Source organism: Paenibacillus monticola (assembly GCF_009664975.1).
Classification (GTDB): Bacteria; Bacillota; Bacilli; order Paenibacillales; family Paenibacillaceae; genus Paenibacillus_AQ; species Paenibacillus_AQ monticola.
Window position 1 is genome coordinate 58,862 of the sequence record NZ_WJXB01000002.1, and the last position, 20,236, is coordinate 79,097.

Consider the following 20,236-nt stretch of genomic DNA (forward strand, 5'->3'; position numbering starts at 1 on the left):
TCAATAACAACATATTGAAAGATCACCCTACTATGATCATTTTGAAATAACTTATTGAACGTCAAAATTAATATGAAGTAATATAGAGTAAGCGTGTGATAAGGGAGGACAATTGAAATATGGCTACAATTAAAGATATTGCCAAAGCGGCGGGAGTCTCGCACGGGACCGTTTCCAATGTTATGAACGGAAGAGGCAACGTCAGCGCGAAGAAAATTCAACTCGTCGAAGAAGCAGCCCGTAAACTAGGATACAAAATTAACTATACAGCGCAGTCTTTGCGTTCCGGAGTGACGAAATCCATCTCGATTATTATTCCGAGCATCGAATCCGAGGAATATTCCCAAATGTACAAAGGTTTAGATAAAACTCTGTCCCAATTGGGTTACCGAACGCATCTGTACATCACCTATGACTTGCCGCTTAACGAAAAAAATATACTAAAAGAAATTGCGGAGGAGCGGGTAACCGGCATTATAACGATTTCTTGCCTTGACGATGCCTCCATCTATTACAATGAATTAGATATTCCGCAAGAAAACATCATATTTGTTAATAGAGAAATTAAAAACGGCAAGTCTTTCGTTTCTTTCGACTTCGTAAAGGCAGGAATGGAGATCGGCCGCTATCTATCTGACAATCAGTTTCAAACCATAGGCATATTTGCGGATGAACAGAAATTTTCGAATGAGCGGCAGTTGGCCGAAATGATTGCCGGGCAGTTGCAGGGTAGCTCGATCAAGATCATACATGTCCCGCTGAATCATTCATATGGAACGGCTTTTGAATTTTTTGAAGACGAGTCGCCGGAGATCATAGTTGCTTCAAGCCTTAGCCGGGCACAGTTATTAAAAAACGCCAATTACTACGGGTCAGCTGTAACACGACCGCAAATTTTATGTCTGGCCCCGACTGAATCCACATTTGACGATCAGCTAAAAAAGTACCGTCAAAACTATCAGATGCTTGGGCATCATATTGCCAATCTGCTGATTAATCAGGTCAATCAGCAGGATAAACCGGTTCTTCGTATGATCTTTGAGAACAGTGGACTGGACTCCGTGGACGGCGAAGTTGTCAAGAACGAGAACAACATAACCCTAACAATGCTTACGATTCCCAGTCCGACGACGGACGCGCTGAAGAAATTATTGCCCCATTTCACCAAGGAAACTGGCATCAAGGTATTACTCGCCATTCACACTTACGAGGAGATTTATCAAATTTTGACGGATCATTCAAACAATAGGTTTTATGACATCATCCGGATGGATATGGCCTGGCTAGCCTGGTTCGGAAAGGATGTATTCCACCCGCTTAAGCAGTTGGACCGCGAATTGGACGAGATTATAAATGCACTTCCGCTGCATATCAAGGATAATTATATGAATGTCGAAGGAACCGCTTATACCTTTCCTTTTGACCCAAGCGTTCAAATGCTGTTTTACCGGAAAGATCTGTTTGAAGATCAGATGATTAAACGCATGTATTTTGAAAAATATAAAAAACATTTGACGGTTCCTACGGACTATACATCCTACAACGAACTGGTCAAATTCTTTTCCCGATCCTGTTATAGCGATTCACCGACTCTTTACGGCACCAGCGTTACTCTAGGAAGATCCGAAATTATCGCTCTTGAGTTTTTAATCCGCTATTATGCAGAGGGCGGCAGATTAATCAGTGAAAACGGGTTGAGGCTTGATCCGCCTATAGCCACTAAAGCGCTTGAGAATTTTATGGATACGCTAAGCGTCGCCCAAAAGCTGAATGAATCCTGGTGGGGAGAATCCGTCAACAGCTTCGCCAGAGGGGAGACCGCTATGGTAATCGGTTTCATGAACCATGTCTCCAGAATCGCACATAGTGAGGTTGGGACCTTTATCGGCTCGGCGCCCGTTCCTGGCAATGCGCCGCTTCTGGGCGGAGGAGTTATCGGCATCTCCAAAAACAGCAAAAAAATAAAGGAAGCCGTTCGTTTTATCAAATGGGTAAATCAGACGGGAATTGCGGAGCAAATCAGTTTATTGGGCGGAACAACAGCCAATCCGGAGGTAAGCGATAATTATACGATACGTACGCTGTATCCTTGGCTTCAAGAAGCCAATAAATGGAGTTCCCAAGGAATCAGAGAAACTAAAGGATTGGATGGCACCGGGATCGACACCAAAAGGTTGGAGCTTATTATCGGATTGTCGATCAAAAAAGCGCTGCAAAATATTTTGAATATCGAGGAAACCATAGAACATATTAATGTTCAGCTTGCGAATTCTTTTTTGTGAGGATGGCCTAGAGAAAGCTGTTGCAACATCTAAAAGAACTTGCGGATGAAATTACTGAAAGTAAAGCTCACCCTGCTGTATTAAAATCCAAATAAAGCAGGTTTTTTTTGCAATTTAGTGTATGAAATACTTTACATTTAGAGTGTTATATATTACATTATGTACATAATACTTTACTACAAGTAAATACAAGCGTACAGGAGGAGAAGAAATGTCCTATCAAGAAAAAAAGAACGTTGTATCTCTACTCAGCACCTTACTAATTTTTGGCTTCTATTGTTCCTATGTATTTCAAGTACATCAAGAGAGCACAGAATTGATAGACAACTTCCGTTTTTGGGGAGCCAGCATCTTGATCTTAATCCCGGTATCGATTGTAGTTAAGATCATCATTACTATTGTATTTAATATCATCTACAGAATAACTACGAATGAGATTGAGCCTTCATTTTCCGATGAATTAGACAAATTAATTGAATTGAAGGCCACCCGAAATTCTCATTATGTGTTTATTCTCGGCTTTCTTTTATCGATGGGATCATTGGTCATAGAGATGCCACCCTCAACGATGTTCATCATTCTTATCTTCTCTGGTTTAGTGTCAGAGGTGGCTGGAGTTATCACTCAGCTCTATCTTTATCGGAGAGGTGTCTGAAGATGGACAAATTGCTGATTCGCAGTAACGTTCGCAAATTACGTTTTGAGCATCATGAAATGACCCAACAGCAATTGGCGGAAAAAGTAGGTGTGACTCGACAAACCATCGTAGCCATCGAAAAAGAAAAATACTCCCCTTCTCTGGAATTGGCCTTTCGGATTGCACTTGTATTCAACTCACCGCTCGAAGAAGTGTTTTTTATAGGAAAGAAGGAGGCGTCAATATGAAAGCGATCGTGTGCACACAATACGGATCACCGGATGTTCTTCAGCTCAAAGAGGTTGACGTACCTACTCCTAAGGATGACGAAGTACGCATAAGAATACATGCAGCAGTCGTGACGCCCTCTGACTGTGCTTTTCGAAAGGCTGACCCCTTTATGGTTAGATTTCTGTATGGTCTCAGAAGACCCAAATATGCGATATTAGGCGTTGAGTTATCCGGGGAAATCGAAGCTGTAGGCAAAAACGTGAAATTATTTAAACCAGGCGACCAAGTTTTTGGAGTAAGTCCACGTACCTTTGGTGCACATGCCGAATATAAATGTCTGCCTGAAAGCGACCCCTTGGCCCTTAAACCAGCTAATATGACCTACGAAGAAGCCGTCGGCATCTGTGATGGGGCCTTAACGGCTTTGATTTTCCTTCGAGATACAGCCGAAATTCAGCGTGGACAAAAAATCCTGATCAACGGTGCTTCCGGTTCAGTTGGTGCTTATGCAGTACAACTTGCGAAGATTTTCGGGGCAGAAGTTACCGGGGTGTGCAGTACGACGAATGTAGACTTAGTGAAATCGCTGGGAGCCGATAAGGTAATTGACTATACCACAGAGGACTTCACCAAAAGTGCCCTGACGTATGATGTTATTTTCGATGCGGTAGGCAAGAGTTCATATTCACGTTGCAATAGATCACTAACCCAAAGCGGGGTATTTCTCTCTACTGCCCCTACTCTGGGAATCATGCTTCAAATGTTATGGACTTCAAAAATCGGCAGCAAAAAAGCAATGTTCACGGCTGCGGGTTTAAAGCAGAATAAAGAAAATCTAGTCTTCCTCAGAGAGCTTGTTGAAGCTGGGAAGCTACAATCAGTTATAGATAGACATTTTCCGTTGGAGCAGTCTGCCAAGGCTCACAGGTATGTTGAACAAGGACACAAGAAAGGAAATGTGATTATAACTATCGCATAACATCATACCCAAGCGTCTTTCGCATAACCCCTTGCTTCCCAATACCCGATATAATCGTCTTCAATTAGCTCGATTCGGTTCAGCCATTTAACGGACTTGTAAGCATACATTTTCGGTACAATGAGCCGGACAGGTCCACCAAGATCACTTGGTATGGGCTTGCCATCATGCATCACCGCAACCATGACATCATCCAAATCAGCTTGATCCAGCGTTAGTGAATCCGTGTAAACGCCATCTCCGGAATAAAATTTCACCGTCCGGGCATTCGACTGTACGCCTGCTTGCTTCAGCAGCATTTTCAGTGGAATGCCCTCCCATGTGTTCTTGTAAACGGACCAGCCCGTCACGCAGTGAAAATCGCTGACCTGCACCATACGCTTCTGCTCCACAAACTGTTCCCAATTCCATTTGAAGGGCTTGTCGACAAGCCCGTCGATCGTAAACGACCAGTTCTCATTCGTAAATGAAGGAATCGGCGTCACTGTGTATACGCGAAAATGTCCTTGAGCGCCGCCACCTAACGGTAGAGTCGATGCCGGCAGTGGTATCGGATTCGGAATTAGCCTGTTGGCATTGTCTTCGATCAGCTTATCAAGCGTTTGACTCCCGCCGATGCCGCCAAGCGAATTACCCAACCACTTTAGAAAAGAGGGTCCTAGCGTGACCGCAAGACCCACACCGATCGCCCCGCGGACAAAAGCTCTCCGTGTATATACAGCCTGTGGTGCGGCCGGTTGAAGCACCGCTGCTGAATGGTTCTCTTTGACGGTTCGACGGTTCGGTTCCTTCAGCCATTTTAGCCGTGTAATAGAATGATAAATAATATAGGGAAGTCCAATCCATGTAAGCAAATCATGTACAACTAATGCAACATTCGAAATGCTTGGACCTACCATTTTAAACTGCCATAACAGAACACCCGAACCAAACCAACCTAGCAGAAATCCCAGCACAACTAGTACATTAAATCGCTGCCAGGGCTTCTTCTTCAGCTGCTTCCAATGCTTTGCCGCTAGCAGTAAATAGTAAATAACCGGAAGAATGGATGCAATACCTACTACAATATGCAGCCATTTAATCCAGACTCGTCCCTCACCAAGGAACCCTCGCCAGAACCCGCCGATGAGAATAAGTCCAGTCAAGGCCAGGATCAAGACTATCCAGCCGTTCCACATATGAAGAGAGATCAGCTTCTTCCCATAGCCCTTGCGAATTCGATCCAACATCCCGCTCATTCATCTACCGCCTCCTGTCCGCTCTTCCTGAAATGCTTCGAGAGTAAACCAAAATTCACTCCCCTGCGGGGATGCTGCCAAGACGCCTATCTGGCCTCCATTTTGCTCGACTAAGAGCTTCGCAATGGAGAGTCCTAATCCAGCACCGCCTCCCTCTCGGCTTCGTGAATGATCGGAGCGATAGAAGCGCTCGAATATAAGTTCCCGTTCTTCAACCGAAATACCTTCACCTTCATCGGATACAGTAAACCTGACGATCGTTCCACCTATACCTTCTATTTCTTCAGCAGTTATCGAGAGCTTTCCGTCTTTTGGCGAATGCCTTATTGCATTTTCGAGCAGATTCTGTAAGATCCGCTGCAGATGCCTTGGTGCTATTCGCAATCTCAACGACCGATCAGGCAGCTTCACGTTAAACTGCAATGACTTCATATCTATTGGCTTCGTAAACCGCGGCAATAGTTCAACAAGAACATCCTCAGCGATCGATAACTTCAGTTCCTCAGGTTCCTGCTTCACTTTATCAAGCGTAGATAATTCGAACAAATCCTGAATCAAAATGCCGAGTCTGACCGTCTCTGTGCGGATAGTCGCTAGATAATTGCGGAATGTCCTCTCATCCTGAATGATGTCATCCTCTAACGCCTCCACATAGGATTGCACCGAAGCGAGCGGGGTTCGCAGATCATGCGCCATATTGGCCACAAGTTCTCTCTGTGCCGACTCCGCAGCCTTCACCTGGCGGAAGCTTTCCTCAAGGCTGCTTCCCATATGATTAAACTGATCGGCAAGCTGCTTGAACTCCTTTAATCCCGAATGTTCAATTCGAGCCTGCAAATCCCCTGCCGCTATGCGCCTGGCCCCTTCCCCAATTCGACGTACCGCCGCCTCAAGCGGCCGCAATAGAAAGAAGTGCAGAAGCACTGACACCACTCCCGCACCAATTGTCGCAGTTGTCAGCCATATAAACTGACCCATCGACAACAGCATATAACGGTAAAAGGCTACCAGCAAAATAATGATAAACGCAATACTGATCGTATTAACGAGCAACAAATAGGTACGAAGCTTCATTCGCTCACACCCTTGCCTTCAAGCTTATAACCGATTCCCCACACCGTCTTAATCCAGACAGGCTCCGATGGGTTGTCTTCAATTTTCTCACGCAAACGGCGCACATGTACTGTAACGGTTGTAGTATCCCCATCGTAAGCGACATCCCAAATTTGATTCAATAGTTGACTACGCGAGAACACTTTACCCGGGTAGTTAGCTAAAAGATGCAGCAAATCAAACTCTGTAGCCGTCAGTTCCGCCTCAGTTCCTCTAACCGTTACCCGTCTTTCTTGTGGGAATATAGATAATCCTTCAAAAAAGATTGGCGGCTGTTCCGTTTCATCAGCGTTAGGAAATACCGGCGTCTCTTTATTCGCTGCAGCACGTGCATAAACGCCCGTTCTTCTCAAAATATTTTTAACTCGCAGCACAAGCTCTCTTGGACTGAACGGTTTTGTAATATAATCATCGGCACCCATGGTTAGTCCGAGCAGCCGGTCAGCTTCTTCTCCCCGAGCCGTCAACATAATTATTGGAGTCTCTTCCACTTGCCGAATCCGTTCGCATACCTCAATCCCGCCGAGCTTCGGCATCATCAAGTCGAGCACGAGTAAATCTGGACGCTGCTCACTCCAGAGGCGCAGAGCTTCCTCTCCATCTGCTGCCACCCAAACCGTCCAGCCCTCGCGCTCCAAATAACGGCGGCATACATCGGTTATAATTCGTTCATCATCGGCTATAATTATTTTGACGCTCACGACTGCTTCCTCCCGTTTTGCTCGTATCCAATTTAGTAGTTATATTATATCGTTATTGTCTCACTTGTACGACCCCAGCACTTTCTGCGCTCTTTTATTTGTCCGTCATCTCCTCATTCATCATTTCTTCGCCGTTCATATTCCCCTTCATTTCAGTGTTAGTGTTAGACATAACGTTCGTGTTCCCCTTATTCATGTCGTTCTTATTCGAGTTGCAAGCACTGAGCATCAATATAACCCCCAAGAATAGTACAGCTAAGATTCCTTTTTTCACGTAAATCTCCTCCTCTGAATTAGTAAGTATTTGTCTATCTGCTAATCATCTTAACGAACAAAGCTAACCATACAAGAACGAACCTCTTGCGAAAGCATTAGAAAATAATTACGAAAGTATTACGTTTCCTCCTTTTCACTGAATCATCTCATTTATGCACATTGATATAACTGGAGAATAGAATGGTTTTGCCACGTCAGCAATCTTACACAAAAAGAGTGCTAAAAGCACACATTAATGAGCGTCAAAAGGCCCCCACTTCATTAAAAGTGAGGGCCATAATTATGTTTATTTTTTCAATATGATAGTATTCTAACTATCAAACGTTTCAACGATGATAGCTAAAGAAAAGAGGAAGCACATGTCCAACCCTGGCTTCAAATATAGATCACTCGCTACTATGACCGTTCTTCTAGCTATTCTGATCTTCACAAACCTCCCTCTTTCCCATGCCTCTGCAGCAAGTTTCTCAGCATCCTGGCCATACAAAGCCGACCTCCTGAATGCCAGCCAGATCGTCGTAGTCGAGACGAAGTCTGTTCTCTCGCAAACGGGTTTGCTCTCCTTGCGCGAGAAACAAGACGGGAAATGGATTTCCGTCCTATCTGCCATCCCTGTAACTATTGGCCCAAATGGAATCGGAAAAACCAAGGAAGGTGACGGGCGGACGCCTTCTGGAGTTTATCCGCTTGGTCAGGCTTTCGGAACGGCCGTGAAGCCCCAAGGACTTATGCTTCAATATATGAGGACAACCAAATCTGATTATTGGGTCGATGATCGCACTTCTGCACAATATAACCAATGGGTATCCTATTCCGGCAATCCAGACCAACGCTGGGATTCGTATGAACGACTTCTGCAACCGTTATACAAGTACGCAATCGTCTTACGATACAATGATGATCCGATCATCCCCGGGAAAGGGAGTGCGATCTTTCTTCATGTCTGGAGGACTGCGAATACACCAACCGCCGGTTGCATTGCCATGTCCGAGAGCAATCTGCTGAAGCTGATGAAGTTGCTTGATCCGGCGTTGTCACCGGCAATTGCCATTGGGTTTGCTCTACGTTAGCACAACGGAATTTACAACTCCCCGGGCACATTGCAGCAAGGTTTCGTACAGCTCTATGGAAATTTTATCATATTCCTGTTTTCGATTATGGGTATAGGCAGAGAATGGCGGACTATCATTCCATGAGCCCATGCCTCCGAACACCCATGTTTTGTAGACCGCATCCAACAGACGGTGCGCTTGATCCGAATAGACTGATGGCAAGTCAAAAGATAACTGTGGAGCAGAAGGTAATCCTTCCAGAATGGCGATCCCTTGATCAAAAAAGCTGTCTTTCCAGAAGGTTTCATCGATCTCTACTGACAGTTGCCCTATCTGCTGCAACAAATCTTTTAACTTTGCAGATAATTCAGTCAAAGGAATGAACTCACGCTGTCCTTTATTGTCAGCAGAAATCATATATTTCGTATATGTAACCGTCCACCTTGTTCTTGAACGGTGATGATCCAGCTTCCAGTCGGGAACCCAAAGCGACTCTTCCGACGCCCCTACTACGGTTACACCGTAGCCTAACAACATCAGGCGGCGGCTTCCCACCTCGCGCAGATAATTAAGCCATTCCGACCAATTCCAGCTATGCAAGCCATCTGTAAACTTTACCTCCAGATTGTCGGTATGCTCTAATCCCTTACGGGATGCATCTGCTCCGCTCATCAAGAACCCATTACCTGATGCCGTGATCCACAGCAACTGATGTAACTCTCCATCCATACTGATTCCCCCCCTTTGCCATTATAAAAGCAATTGTGAAACATAGACAAATCCTGCAACGTAATAACAGATACTTGATTCCTGTTTTCTTTTTATTTTTGAGATTTTTGGTAAAGTTTAGGGAGCTAACGTTGTTATTCTCTGTTAAACTAAAGCAGAATGAGCCCTTGCGAAATATACTACTATGGAGGAGGTGTATATCCTGAATAGAGCCGCCAAACTGCTCAGCATTATTGCCGGAGTTGTGTTTCTGAATATTGCTGTTTTGTCACCGGGGCTGCTGGGCGTGGAAATAGGCGGTGCCAGTGCACTTGAGACCGCCTCTGGCATCACCCTTTTATGTATCAGTCTTCTCATTGTCCTTTATGGAAGTTATACATTGCTCTTCAAACCTCCGGCAGTTAAATCCCTTAAGAACCTGAACACCCCTGAGGATTATATAGCCGAACTTACCCATTACAGGAATGTAAAAGTGTTGAAAAATGAAGTCTCTCTGGCTATCGATCAGTTGGAGCGGATTGAAAAGAAAAAAATTACCTTGCTAAACGTTCTGGGGCAGCGATTTGATCCTACGGAGTTGAGTTACCGTAAATTTGAATCCGTCATCCATGAGGTTCAGAAGCTATTTTACCTGAATATCAGGGGAATTCTTAACAATCTTAGTGTGTTTGATGCTTCGGAATACTCTCTCTTCACCAGTCAGCAAAAAGCTGTAAAGTTATCGGATCAACTGGTACAGAAGAAAACTGAGCTTTACAAGGAGTATTTCGGCTACATAAGCGGCTATGTGGGGGCAAATGAAGAAATTCTGCTAAAACTGGATCAGTTGCTGCTGGAGATCTCTCTTTTGGACAATACGGATTATAAGATTATTGAAGATATGCCTTGTATGAAGGAACTCGATGCCTTGATAAAACAGACGAAACTCTATCAGCAATGAAAGGAAGATGCGTATGGCCAGAAAAGGTAAACCATTTATTGTCCTAGGAATTATTGCCGTGGCTGTCTTTGCTCTTGTCTATTTCGGAATCAGCATCACCTCAAATTTAGGAAAATCTCAAACAGAGGTCTCTTCGGAAGATGCGGCTAAACAGCTGGATAAGCTCTACAACAATATTAAGGTAACCACTGCTGCACAAGTAAAAGGCCAAATTGATCTTGATCCTGTAGCTGTCGGGGATTCATTGCCCGATATCTCCAAATTCCCCATCTCTGTAGACAATACAACGGACAACTTCGTAGAGATTTTCTCCTCCACCGAGAAATCAGGAACCGGAAATGACGGTTGGTTAAATGAAGTGGCAGCAGATTTCAATGATTCCAATAGTATGGTGGATGGAAAGCCCATTTCGGTCAAAATCCGCACGATTGCTTCGGGCACGGCCACCGATTACATAAGGTCCGGCAAATATGTGCCAGATGCTTTTACCCCCTCCAACGAGTTGTGGGGAGAAATGGTCAAAGCTAATGGAACTCCAACCGAGCTTGTATCCAAACGTCTTGTCGGAAACGTAGCCGGTGTCGTAACCAATAAGAAAAAATATGACGAACTGGTAGATAAATACGGTTCACTTAATGTCAAGACCATTACGGATGCCATTGCGGCGAACGAGTTGGCAATGGGGTACACCGATCCTTTCGCCAGTTCTACGGGACTGAATTTCTTGGTAACAGCTCTTGCTACGTTTGACAGTACAGACCTGCTTGGAGAACAAGCGGTTCAAGGCTTCGAGAAATTCCAGGCGAACGTACCTTTTATAGCGTCCACTACTTTACAGATGCGCGATGCGGCGAAGACGGGAATGCTGGATGCTTTTGTGTTGGAATATCAAACCTTCGTAAATGCAGCAGACCTTAAGAGCGGTTATGTCTTTACTCCTTTTGGCGTACGGCATGACAGCCCGCTCTACGCTTTGGGAGATTTGCCTAAGGAGAAGCTGGACATTATCAAGATGTTTGCTCAATTTGCTGAACAAGACAAATATCAGACTTTGGCTGAGAAAAAAGGATTCAACGGTCTTAATAATTACGTTTCAGAGCTTGAACCCGTGGACGGTACTCTCTTATCCGCTGCGCAGAAGCTATGGAAAGAAAAGAAAGACGGAAATAAACCGATTGCCGCCGTATTTGTAGCGGATGTATCGGGCAGCATGGCCGGTGAACCGTTAAATCGCTTGAAAGAGTCGCTGTTGAAAGGCCAGAAGTATTTAGGAAAAGACAATAGCATTGGCTTCGTTTCCTACTCCAATGAGGTTACTATTAATCTGCCTATCGGAAAATACGATACGAATCAGCAATCCATGTTTGTTGGAGCGATTAATAGCCTACAGGCTAACGGTGGCACGGCCACTTTTGACGGTATTGCAGTGGCTATAAAGATGCTGCAGGAGGAACTGGTCAAGAACCCTGAGGTGAAACCTCTGATCTTTGTGTTAAGCGATGGGGAAACGAACGAAGGTCATTCACTGGATGACATCAGAGGATTAATTGAAAATTACAAAATTCCGATTTACACCATTGGATATAATGCCAACCTCAAGGCCCTTGAGAGCATTTCAAGCATTAATGAGGCGGCGAATATCAATGCTGATACGGATGATGTGGTATACAAAATCGGCAATCTGCTTAATGTGCAAATGTAATTATTCATTACCTATAAACTTTTAGGAGGATGCTTATGTCATTCACAATGGAAGTGCCAAGTGCGGAGAAACTGAAGTCGGTGATTGAAGAACAGATTAAACCTGAGCCTGAGGAAGTCACCCAACTCAAAGAACTGGCCATTAACAATGTGTCATCGATTCTGGATATGGATATAGAGTCCTTGGAAAAGCGGAAAGCGGTGCTGCAATCCATTGACAGCTTCGGTATGGGCACGATGCGCTCCTCTTCGGAGAAGAATGCCCTCCTGCAAGTCTCTGTTGGAAATCTCTCACGCGTAGGTGACGAAGGAGGCCAAGTGGCTAAGGGTTTAACGGAGCTTCATATGCAGCTGAAGGATTTAGACCCGAGTGCTGTTGATTTTGTCAAAAATGGCCTTCTGGGTAAGTTCTTCAATCCCTTACGCAGTTATTTCGCCAAATACCAAAAAGCTGATACTGTAATTTCGGATATTATAATTTCACTCGATAAAGGTAAAGCCGTCTTAAAGAATGATAATACCACACTGGAAATCGAACAGCAGACACTTAGGGATCTCACCAAAAAATTGCAAAAAGAGATCCAGCTAGGCATCCTCATGGACCACGAGATTGAGCAGCAGATTGAAGCGGCCAAATCACGCAGTGAATCTGAAGAGAAAATTCGCTTCATTACCGAGGAAGTCCTCTTCCCACTGCGGCAGCGGGTGATGGATCTGCAACAAATGCTGGTGGTGAATCAACAGGGCATCATGGCTATCGAAGTGGTGATTAGAAATAACAAAGAATTGATCAGAGGGGTGGACAGAGCCAGAAATGTTACCGTGTCAGCTCTGAAAATCTCAGTTACGGTAGCCAGCGCCCTTTATAATCAACGAATTGTGCTAAAAAAGATTGAGCTGCTCAATCAAACCACCGATAGTCTGATCAGCGGCACCTCAAGAATGCTTAAAGATCAAGGTGCAGCAATCCATAAACAATCGCTGGAAACCAGTATTTCAGCAGATACTCTGAAGCAGGCTTTCACGGATGTTTTATCCGCTCTTGATTCCATCAGCACCTACAAACAAGAGGCACTTCCCAAAATGCGTGAAACGATTAATCAGTTCCGAGAACTGGCTGATAACGGGGAACAGCAGATTTTGCGCCTGGAGAAAGGGCATCAACTCGGCTTATAAATCCTCTTGGAAGTGTTGACAGCAGCTCACTTGACGTGTAATATATGAACAGTCGTCGCATGAACAATTGCATATTTCTCTCGTATAACCCCGCAAGCACGCAACAGGGTGGGGGTATCTACAGGAAGCCTATACTTCCTAACTACGATGATAAGGATAATGTCTATTCCTTAACATCTGCAGTTGGGATTTTTTGTGTTGATTTGCGAACTGTTCATCAGATTACAGGAGGTTTCAAATGAAATATTTAGTATCCGTTCTAATGGGAGCAATGAGTTATGGTGTATTATCGACAATAGTCGTGCTGGCATATGGAGAGGGTTATCAGCTCGGTGAAGTGGTAGGCAGCCAGCTTGTGACCGGATTTATACTGTCTTGGTTACTGGTACTCTATACTAAGCTTAGAGAGAAGCGTAAACAGGGTAGATCGGGCAGCGTATCCACCGCCGCAATCAAGATTTCGCCTAAGCTGACCTGGAAGCACAGACTATTACTGATGCTGGCCGGAGCACCAACAGTCGTGACCGGTCTGCTGTATTATCAATCACTTCGCTACATCCCGGCATCATTTGCTATCATATTGTTATTTCAATTCACTTGGATCAGCGTGCTTATTCAGGCCATTAGCAAACGGCAGCGCCCAAGCAAAGTAATGTTGTGGACGCTGCTTGTATTGCTGGGCGGAACTCTACTCGCTGCAGGAGTTATGGAGCAAGGGGCTGCAACATTCAATCTTCTTGGTATTCTGCTGGGTCTTCTTTCTGCCGTTAGTTATTCCATGTTTATTATTTTTAGCGGCAAAGCCGTACCCACCGTGCACCCGGCGTACCGCAGTGCCTGGATGGTTACAGGCGGTTTGATTCTGTTGTGCATTTTATTTCCACCCTATTTCCTCTTTAATGGCTTATTGTGGGGGCCGCTGCTCGTATTCGGATTGCTGCTCGGTTTCTTCGGAGCGTTCATCCCACCCGTGCTGTTCGCGATCGGCGTCCCTCATATCGGTGAAGACATGGCGGGTGTATTGGGAGCTGCTGAACTGCCGGTTGCCGTGCTGCTGTCTTCGTTCGTCTTGCATGAACAGGTAAGTGAGCTGCAGTGGCTGGGAGTTGGACTAATCTTGCTTGGCGTCATCGTACCGGAGCTGCATAAGGTAATGAGACTGGGCATCAGACGTCTGGGTACCAGATAAGGTAATACACTTTTCAAGTAGTCCGTCCTCTCCGCTGTTCTTAGCAGAAACTCATTATAAATTCATCTTCAACTATAGCAAAAAGAAACCTCTCCTTGGTGAAATGGAAGTGCGAGCAACCATTTCAAAGAAGAGGTTTTTTTTGTGCGTTCAATATACATGGACCAACTTTACAAGTTCTACCTTTGCTTACATATAGATCTCCACGACCGTACCTTCTGCGGTACGTAGACTTTCAAAGTCAGCCCGTTTGATCCGCAGGCCGCCTAAGCGGTAAGGATTATCCTGTCGCTCAGCCTGTACCTCGTGGCCATTTACTGTTACTGAACGGAGGTGCCCCTCCGAGCAATGATAGATAAAAGCAGTCGGAGTACCAGCAAATTCAAAGTCAAAACGAGTTCTGTTCAGTTCATCTGGCAGAATAGGATCGACGATCAGGTCGCCGCCGTCCTCACGAATGCCCAGCACATTGGAGATCAGCTGGTTCATGTAGATTCCGGGACCGCTGGAATAAATTCTCCATCCGCCCTTCACTGCAACCTTGCCGCTACGCAGTTCCTCAAAACGCTCCTGCGCTTCGTAACGAGTGGCAAATTTGCCATCCGAGCTACTGAAATAGGCATTACTCTGGCGCAGCTCCGCATTGGGTACAGCCTCCCGGATACCGATCGGGTTAATGACAGCCAACCCTTTCCATACCTGATCGCGCTTGCCGATCTTAGCCATGGCCTCCACGAAGCGAATATGAGCATGTACATATTGCAATCCAATCTCGCGGCCAAAATTGGCCGCTTGCTCCGCACGTTTGAAGTGCAGGCTGACACCGCCAGCATATTGCGCCGGACGATTCATCAGACGTACGCCATCAGGACACAGGAACTGCTCCAGAATCAGTTGGTAATGCGACTCCATCTGTTCAGGAGTAAGCAGCTCGCCAATCATGCTGCGGGTCATTGGCAGCAGGCGGTACTGGATACCCGTCTCCTTGTCATCAGGATGAACCATCAGCTTGGCATCCTGCGGATCTTCAAAGAACAGAAAGCCTGGAATCACATCGGTTCCCAGCATGTACTGGTTGAAATCGCTTTTGATCCCTTCTGCCAGTTGCTCTAATTCATCTGACCATTCAGCATCTACGCCTTGCAGCACCTCTGACAACCCTAGAACCGTTTGATAAGTCAAAGCGACCGTCCAGCTGCTGACCATATATTGCTTCAATTGGGCATTCGCTGGCTGGAGTGTATCGTCCCAATCTCCATCGCCGTAGGAAGACAGGTTCGTATCATGTAGGAAATGCGATTTGATATAATCCATTTCCTTGACCGCATGATCACGAACTGTAACTGTCGTCTCCGTGAAGTCGAAGCTGTGCTTGCGAGTATATGGAACCTGCTCATCTAATAGTGCATAATCGCGAGTAACCCGTAAATAATCGCCCAATACTTTAAGCGGCCAGACAATAATGTCGCCATGACTTTCTTCCTGCTGAATGCCCGCATACTTGTCGAACATAAACCATTGCGGCCAAGAGCCATCGTCCTCATATTGATGGGCAAAAACCTGCAGCAGGATCTCCCGCACTTGCTCGTAGTTGTGAGTAGCCAAGAAATATTCCACTGGGCCTTGGCACACGTCACGCGTACCCCAGGCTGCGCCACCGTACTGCTCCAATCCATGCGGCATCGAGTAGTGAACAAGCATATTATGTGTGTACCACCAGGCCAATGCGTTAACCTTGAACAGTTCCCCTTCATCTCCGCCCTGCTTGGTCAGCTTGAAGCCATTCATCACACCGGCAAAAAATTCGCGATAGCGGACAATCTCAACATCTACCGTCGTAGTAGTGAGTGGAAGTTCTCTGCCATCCAGCAGTCCTTGCAGCGTCAAGGTCCAATCGGCGCTTGAATCGAGTTCAAGGACAACAAGGGAAGAGCTACCCTGCATCATTCCGTCCACCGCTCCTTGGATCTCTCCTTGCAGCGATCTTTCCACGAGTAGGGACTCATCGCCCAAATGGTAAGTCACACCATCCAAGAACATGCGGTAAGTCAGATCCGGATATACGGATGTGCTGGAACCCGACTTCTCAGCGCGGAATGTCAGTACTTTTCCATCCGCATTCTGAGTCATTTGATAAGGTACTTCGTACTCGGAGATATTCATTGTAATCTGATTGCTGACCAGGAAGCGATAAGCTTTTCCGCTTACTGAAGTGACATGCAGCTTGATTTCCGGTGAATCCATCGTTGTATGATTGGTTATCACCAAGGTGTCGGATGCTGTTTTATAGTGCCAGCGAACATAATTAAAGCCGATTTCGAACAATGAAGGCATGGTCAGTAAGTGGTATTGCCCATCCATCTCTACATAAATGCGCTGACCCGATGTTTTGTACAGATTCAGTGCGCTGCGGGCATTGGACATCATTTTATTGAAATTCGTATTGCCAACTACGACCTGAGAATTAAAAATACCGTACATGTACGAGGTAGTTGAAATCACTTCCGGGTTCTGCCGCGCATTGTCCCCGCTCATCAGAATATGCCCATGCGGACGTTCGACGAGCAGTTCCTTGCTCTTGAGTACGACATGTTCATAGGTGCCTGTAAAGAAGGCCAATAACTGATCGCCTGCCCATTCCTCCTGAAATCTCTGCGGAAACAGGACATTCAGCTCCTCTTCCAGCATCGTCTCGGTTTGCAAGGGTTCACCCAGTTGCGGAGACACCGTCACTTGGTTTAACCAAATCCCACTTTCGGTCAAGTGATCTAGAGTCTGCGTCTTCTCCCAGGCTTGGTGAATGGTGGATTGATACTCAAGCTCCGAGATCGCGGTGGGATGATCTTCGCGGAAGAGTCCGTAAAAGGTGAACCGGGCTTGGCCATTCAAATCTATCTTGCTGGATTGAAGCGCCGTATAAGCAAATTCGTATTGATAGACTTCATTTGCTAGTCTCTCCTGGAATAAGGCCTCCGGTCTGTCCGTTTCCTTATAGGATAATCCAAAGAACTGAAAACCGTCGGTGGAATATCCGGCTGCACCGGTGAGTACTCCCTGCTGAATGTACGGGAACTTGCCGTCCTGCGGCTGATTCTGGCGCGAGCAGACCACATATCCTTTGTCCTTATCTTCGAATACAGTATGATCGATATATTGGGATAAATAAGCTTCATTGCTCAAGACTGCGCCTGGAGAGGCAATGCCTACGTCCTGTGTATATATAACATCCAGCAGTACACCTGCGCCTTCAACTGTTACATCCCAGAACCAGATTCCATCCTCCGCCAGCGTAAATAGCACCTGATAGCGAATGATTTCTTTGAGGTCTTGACCTGTCTGCTCCGGAAGAATCTCCCCCTGCCATACCAGGCGGTCGCCGTCCTGGCGGAAGCGGCTACCCGATTTCACACCTAGCAGTGGGAACACTTGAATGCCTGCCTGCAGATGCAGCCTAATGTATATATTCCCTGGCGCTCCGTCAACCACATTGGACAGCAGCTGATTGATCATCATCTTGCCACCAAATGCCTGATAGAGGTCCCCACTTTCCAGAAAAGTAAAGGTTAGTCCGGCTTGTTGGAGAGACCGCTTGGAACTTGTTATCGTTGTCATTTCTTCGCACTCCCTTATCTCCTGCGGCTTAGGGCCGCTAATATTCAATCATTTTGAGTTGGTGACCGATTTGCGTTCAATCAGCTCAATCTTGAGCTTGTAGAAGTCATTAACAGCTTCGCCATTCAATTTCTGAAACAACAAGTGACCAGCCAAAGAACCGGAGTCATACATGGGTTGACGGATGGTTGTCAGCGGAGGCTGAATATACTCAGCCAATTGAATATCATCGAATCCGATCACTGAAATTTCATCGGGCACGGAAATCCCGCCTTCTTCCAGCGCCTTCATGCCGCCGACCGCCATCTCATCATTGGCATAAAAGACAGCTGAAGGAAGCTCACCCTGCATCAACATCATCTGGGTCGCCTTATAACCGCCATCACGGATAAAGCTGCCGCTCAGCTTCCATTTCGCCTTTTCTTCAAGTCCGGCTTCGTGCATCGCCCGTAAATATCCCTGATAGCGCAGCGTATTGTTGTAGGAATTGGCGGGGCCACTAATGTAGGCGATGGTATTATGGCCTTTTTCAATCAAATAACGGGTTGCGCTGTAGCCCCCTTGTTCGCCATCCACCACTACGTTGATAAGACCCTCCCCTGCAATTAAACGATCCATAACGACAATTGGAAAGCGACTGCCCGCTGCAGCTTGTAGAATTTCATCCGTTATATTGTGGGCCAGTACGATGGCGCCATCCACTCTTTTTTCCAGCAAGAATCGAACTGCCGTTGAATCCTTTCCGCCCATCGAACTACAAGCGATAAGATCATAGGAGTGGGACAACGTCACATCCTGTATACTGCGGATCAGTTCCGAATAATAGGGCCCGGACAAATCTGTCAAGATCAATGCAATCGTATTGGTGCGGCTTCGTTTTAGATCCATAGCAAAACCATTTTTCTGATAGTTCAACTGTCTTGCCGCTTCCAGCACCTTTTCTTTAGTTTCGACACTGACCTTACTATCACCACTCAACGCATACGAAGCCGTCGAAAGTGCTACGCCTGCCAGCTTGGCCACATCCTTAAGCGTTGCCATTCACATCAACCTTTCCCTAACCTGTAACATTCTTTTGAAAGAATATATCGAAACGTTTCGTTAATATCCGAAAAAATATTATATAGAATTAATAAATCACTTTATTACCATAAGATCATTCACTCGAATCGTTTCGATGTCACTATTATAGTTCTAGTTGTTAGCGATTTCAAGCGTAATTTTATATAAGCTAACTTTAATATGCGATGACCTAGTAGAATTTCGCCTGATTCCCGTATGCACCAACCTTGCTTGAATATCTTCCCTATGAGAAAATTAGAAAAATAGTAATTTTTGGGTAAAGCCTCTGCCAATATGAAAAAAGGGGGATTGTTATGAAGATTGGTTGTATCGCAATTGTATGTTTTCTACTTTTGGGATCATTAGTCTCTGGCTGCTCCAATGAAGAACAAGCAGAAACAACGAATGCCGCTAATGCTGCAATTATCAGTGAACCGACTAATGCTCCGGCAGAGGGAACCTCACCCAATGTTCAGAAGGTTTCTTTTTACAGTGAAGCCCTGAGTAAAGACATGAGATTTAATATTTACCTGCCCATTGGTTATCAGTCTGAGAATAAATATCCTGTCCTTTACTTAATTCATGGATATGGCAGCAATGAAACGATGTGGTTATCAGGCCTTGGGTTGGATAAAACCGCGGATACGCTGCAGAACGAAGGCAAAATCAAACCGCTGATCATCGTAACTCCCCAAATCGACAATAGCTATGGGTTTAATTCTACAAGTGCGGGAAATTATAGCGATTACCTTGTTAAAGACCTTATTCAATATGTAGATAGTCACTACAGTACAGATGCCACCAGAGAAAGTCGATATATCGGAGGATTGTCGATGGGTGGATGGGCAGCGCTGTATAATGCCTTCACACACCCTGAATTATTCAGCAAAGTAGGAGGTCATAGTCCTGGACTTTGGGTAGACGATTGGACAAATACAGGAGACCTCAAGAATTGGATCTATCCAAGCGATGAGATTCGAGCGCAAAGAGATCCTATCCTGCTTGCGGAAACTCAAGATTTGCTGGGAATATCAGTCTATCTCGATTGCGGGGATCAGGACAGCTATAAATTTTATTTAGGGACCGAGGCTCTCTACAAAAAGCTGCAAAGTCAAAACGTCAAATCGGAATATCACCGGTCACCCGGCGGACATGATGATATCTATTGGAGAACACACGCGAGCGAGTATTTACTATTCTACGCCGGTAAATAATACGGGTAGCTGGTTAACAGAATAGCAAGAAGAAACGGGTATTACGGAGAGATAATATAAGCCCTAGGACTCAATTTACATCCAATATTAGTTCTTAGGGCTCA

17 protein-coding genes are annotated in these 20,236 nt (G+C 45.5%); 10 read left to right on the plus strand and 7 right to left on the minus strand.

Translation table 11 applies throughout. From position 1 onward, the window contains the following. Positions 1-119: 119 nt before the first annotated feature. The 4 genes from GJB61_RS04705 (at position 120) to GJB61_RS04720 (ending at position 4,129) form a co-directional block, all read left to right on the plus strand. Positions 120-2,282 (plus strand): extracellular solute-binding protein, encoded by a 2,163-nt coding sequence (locus tag GJB61_RS04705; RefSeq protein WP_154117336.1) that lies wholly within the window; start codon positions 120-122, stop codon positions 2,280-2,282. A gap of 211 nt (positions 2,283-2,493) precedes the next feature. Beyond that, positions 2,494-2,937, plus strand: coding sequence for a hypothetical protein (locus GJB61_RS04710; protein WP_154117337.1), 444 nt, complete (start codon positions 2,494-2,496; stop codon positions 2,935-2,937). 2 nt (positions 2,938-2,939) lie between these two features. Further along, the gene (locus GJB61_RS04715) at positions 2,940-3,167 is read left to right on the plus strand and encodes a helix-turn-helix transcriptional regulator (RefSeq protein ID WP_154117338.1); all 228 of its coding nucleotides are present in this window, start codon (positions 2,940-2,942) and stop codon (positions 3,165-3,167) included. Continuing rightward, positions 3,164-4,129: an NAD(P)-dependent alcohol dehydrogenase gene (locus GJB61_RS04720; protein WP_154117339.1), complete on the plus strand. Its 966-nt coding sequence runs from the start codon at positions 3,164-3,166 to the stop codon at positions 4,127-4,129. The genes GJB61_RS04715 and GJB61_RS04720 overlap by 4 nt, the downstream gene beginning before the upstream one ends. A gap of 2 nt (positions 4,130-4,131) precedes the next feature. Here the strand turns inward: GJB61_RS04720 and GJB61_RS04725 are convergent, their stop codons facing one another. From GJB61_RS04725 to GJB61_RS04740, 4 genes are all read right to left on the minus strand, one after another. Further along, a complete protein-coding gene (locus GJB61_RS04725) occupies positions 4,132-5,367 on the minus strand; it encodes a molybdopterin-dependent oxidoreductase (RefSeq protein ID WP_154117340.1) in 1,236 nt (411 codons plus the stop codon). After that, positions 5,368-6,441 carry a sensor histidine kinase gene (locus GJB61_RS04730; protein WP_154117341.1) on the minus strand — a complete coding sequence of 358 codons (1,074 nt, stop codon included), beginning with the start codon at positions 6,439-6,441 and terminating at the stop codon, positions 5,368-5,370. Next, entirely contained in the window at positions 6,438-7,181 is a 744-nt protein-coding gene (locus GJB61_RS04735) for a response regulator transcription factor (protein ID WP_338115675.1), read from the minus strand. Before GJB61_RS04735 ends, GJB61_RS04730 begins: the two co-directional genes overlap by 4 nt. Positions 7,182-7,275: 94 nt before the next feature. After that, the gene (locus tag GJB61_RS04740; RefSeq protein ID WP_154117342.1) at positions 7,276-7,455 is read right to left on the minus strand and encodes a hypothetical protein; all 180 of its coding nucleotides are present in this window, start codon (positions 7,453-7,455) and stop codon (positions 7,276-7,278) included. Between the two features lie 361 nt (positions 7,456-7,816). Here GJB61_RS04740 and GJB61_RS04745 point away from each other — a divergent pair, with 361 nt between their 5' ends. Then, positions 7,817-8,527, plus strand: a complete 711-nt coding sequence (locus GJB61_RS04745; protein ID WP_229521482.1) for a L,D-transpeptidase family protein — start codon at positions 7,817-7,819, stop codon at positions 8,525-8,527. Here the strand turns inward: GJB61_RS04745 and GJB61_RS04750 are convergent. Beyond that, the gene (locus tag GJB61_RS04750) at positions 8,519-9,238 is read right to left on the minus strand and encodes a hypothetical protein (protein ID WP_154117343.1); all 720 of its coding nucleotides are present in this window, start codon (positions 9,236-9,238) and stop codon (positions 8,519-8,521) included. The genes GJB61_RS04745 and GJB61_RS04750 overlap by 9 nt on opposite strands. Before the next feature lie 184 nt (positions 9,239-9,422). On the opposite strand from GJB61_RS04750, the gene GJB61_RS04755 reads away from it, so the two are divergent. From GJB61_RS04755 to GJB61_RS04770, 4 genes are all read left to right on the plus strand, one after another. Continuing rightward, positions 9,423-10,178: a magnesium transporter CorA family protein gene (locus tag GJB61_RS04755; RefSeq protein WP_229521483.1), complete on the plus strand. Its 756-nt coding sequence runs from the start codon at positions 9,423-9,425 to the stop codon at positions 10,176-10,178. A 13-nt stretch (positions 10,179-10,191) separates the two neighbouring features. After that, positions 10,192-11,880: a VWA domain-containing protein gene (locus GJB61_RS04760; RefSeq protein WP_154117344.1), complete on the plus strand. Its 1,689-nt coding sequence runs from the start codon at positions 10,192-10,194 to the stop codon at positions 11,878-11,880. A gap of 35 nt (positions 11,881-11,915) precedes the next feature. Next, positions 11,916-13,055 carry a toxic anion resistance protein gene (locus GJB61_RS04765; RefSeq protein ID WP_154117345.1) on the plus strand — a complete coding sequence of 380 codons (1,140 nt, stop codon included), beginning with the start codon at positions 11,916-11,918 and terminating at the stop codon, positions 13,053-13,055. A 238-nt stretch (positions 13,056-13,293) separates the two neighbouring features. Beyond that, on the plus strand, positions 13,294-14,244 hold the full coding sequence (locus GJB61_RS04770) for an EamA family transporter (protein WP_154117346.1): 951 nt from the start codon (positions 13,294-13,296) through the stop codon (positions 14,242-14,244). A 189-nt stretch (positions 14,245-14,433) separates the two neighbouring features. Here GJB61_RS04770 and GJB61_RS04775 read toward each other — a convergent pair whose 3' ends face one another. Beyond that, positions 14,434-17,856, minus strand: coding sequence for a GH36-type glycosyl hydrolase domain-containing protein (locus GJB61_RS04775; RefSeq protein ID WP_154117347.1), 3,423 nt, complete (start codon positions 17,854-17,856; stop codon positions 14,434-14,436). A 48-nt stretch (positions 17,857-17,904) separates the two neighbouring features. Continuing rightward, positions 17,905-18,897 (minus strand): LacI family DNA-binding transcriptional regulator, encoded by a 993-nt coding sequence (locus GJB61_RS04780; RefSeq protein ID WP_154117348.1) that lies wholly within the window; start codon positions 18,895-18,897, stop codon positions 17,905-17,907. Between the two features lie 335 nt (positions 18,898-19,232). Here GJB61_RS04780 and GJB61_RS04785 point away from each other — a divergent pair, with 335 nt between their 5' ends. Further along, on the plus strand, positions 19,233-20,132 hold the full coding sequence (locus GJB61_RS04785) for an alpha/beta hydrolase (RefSeq protein WP_154117349.1): 900 nt from the start codon (positions 19,233-19,235) through the stop codon (positions 20,130-20,132). Positions 20,133-20,236: the final 104 nt, after the last annotated feature.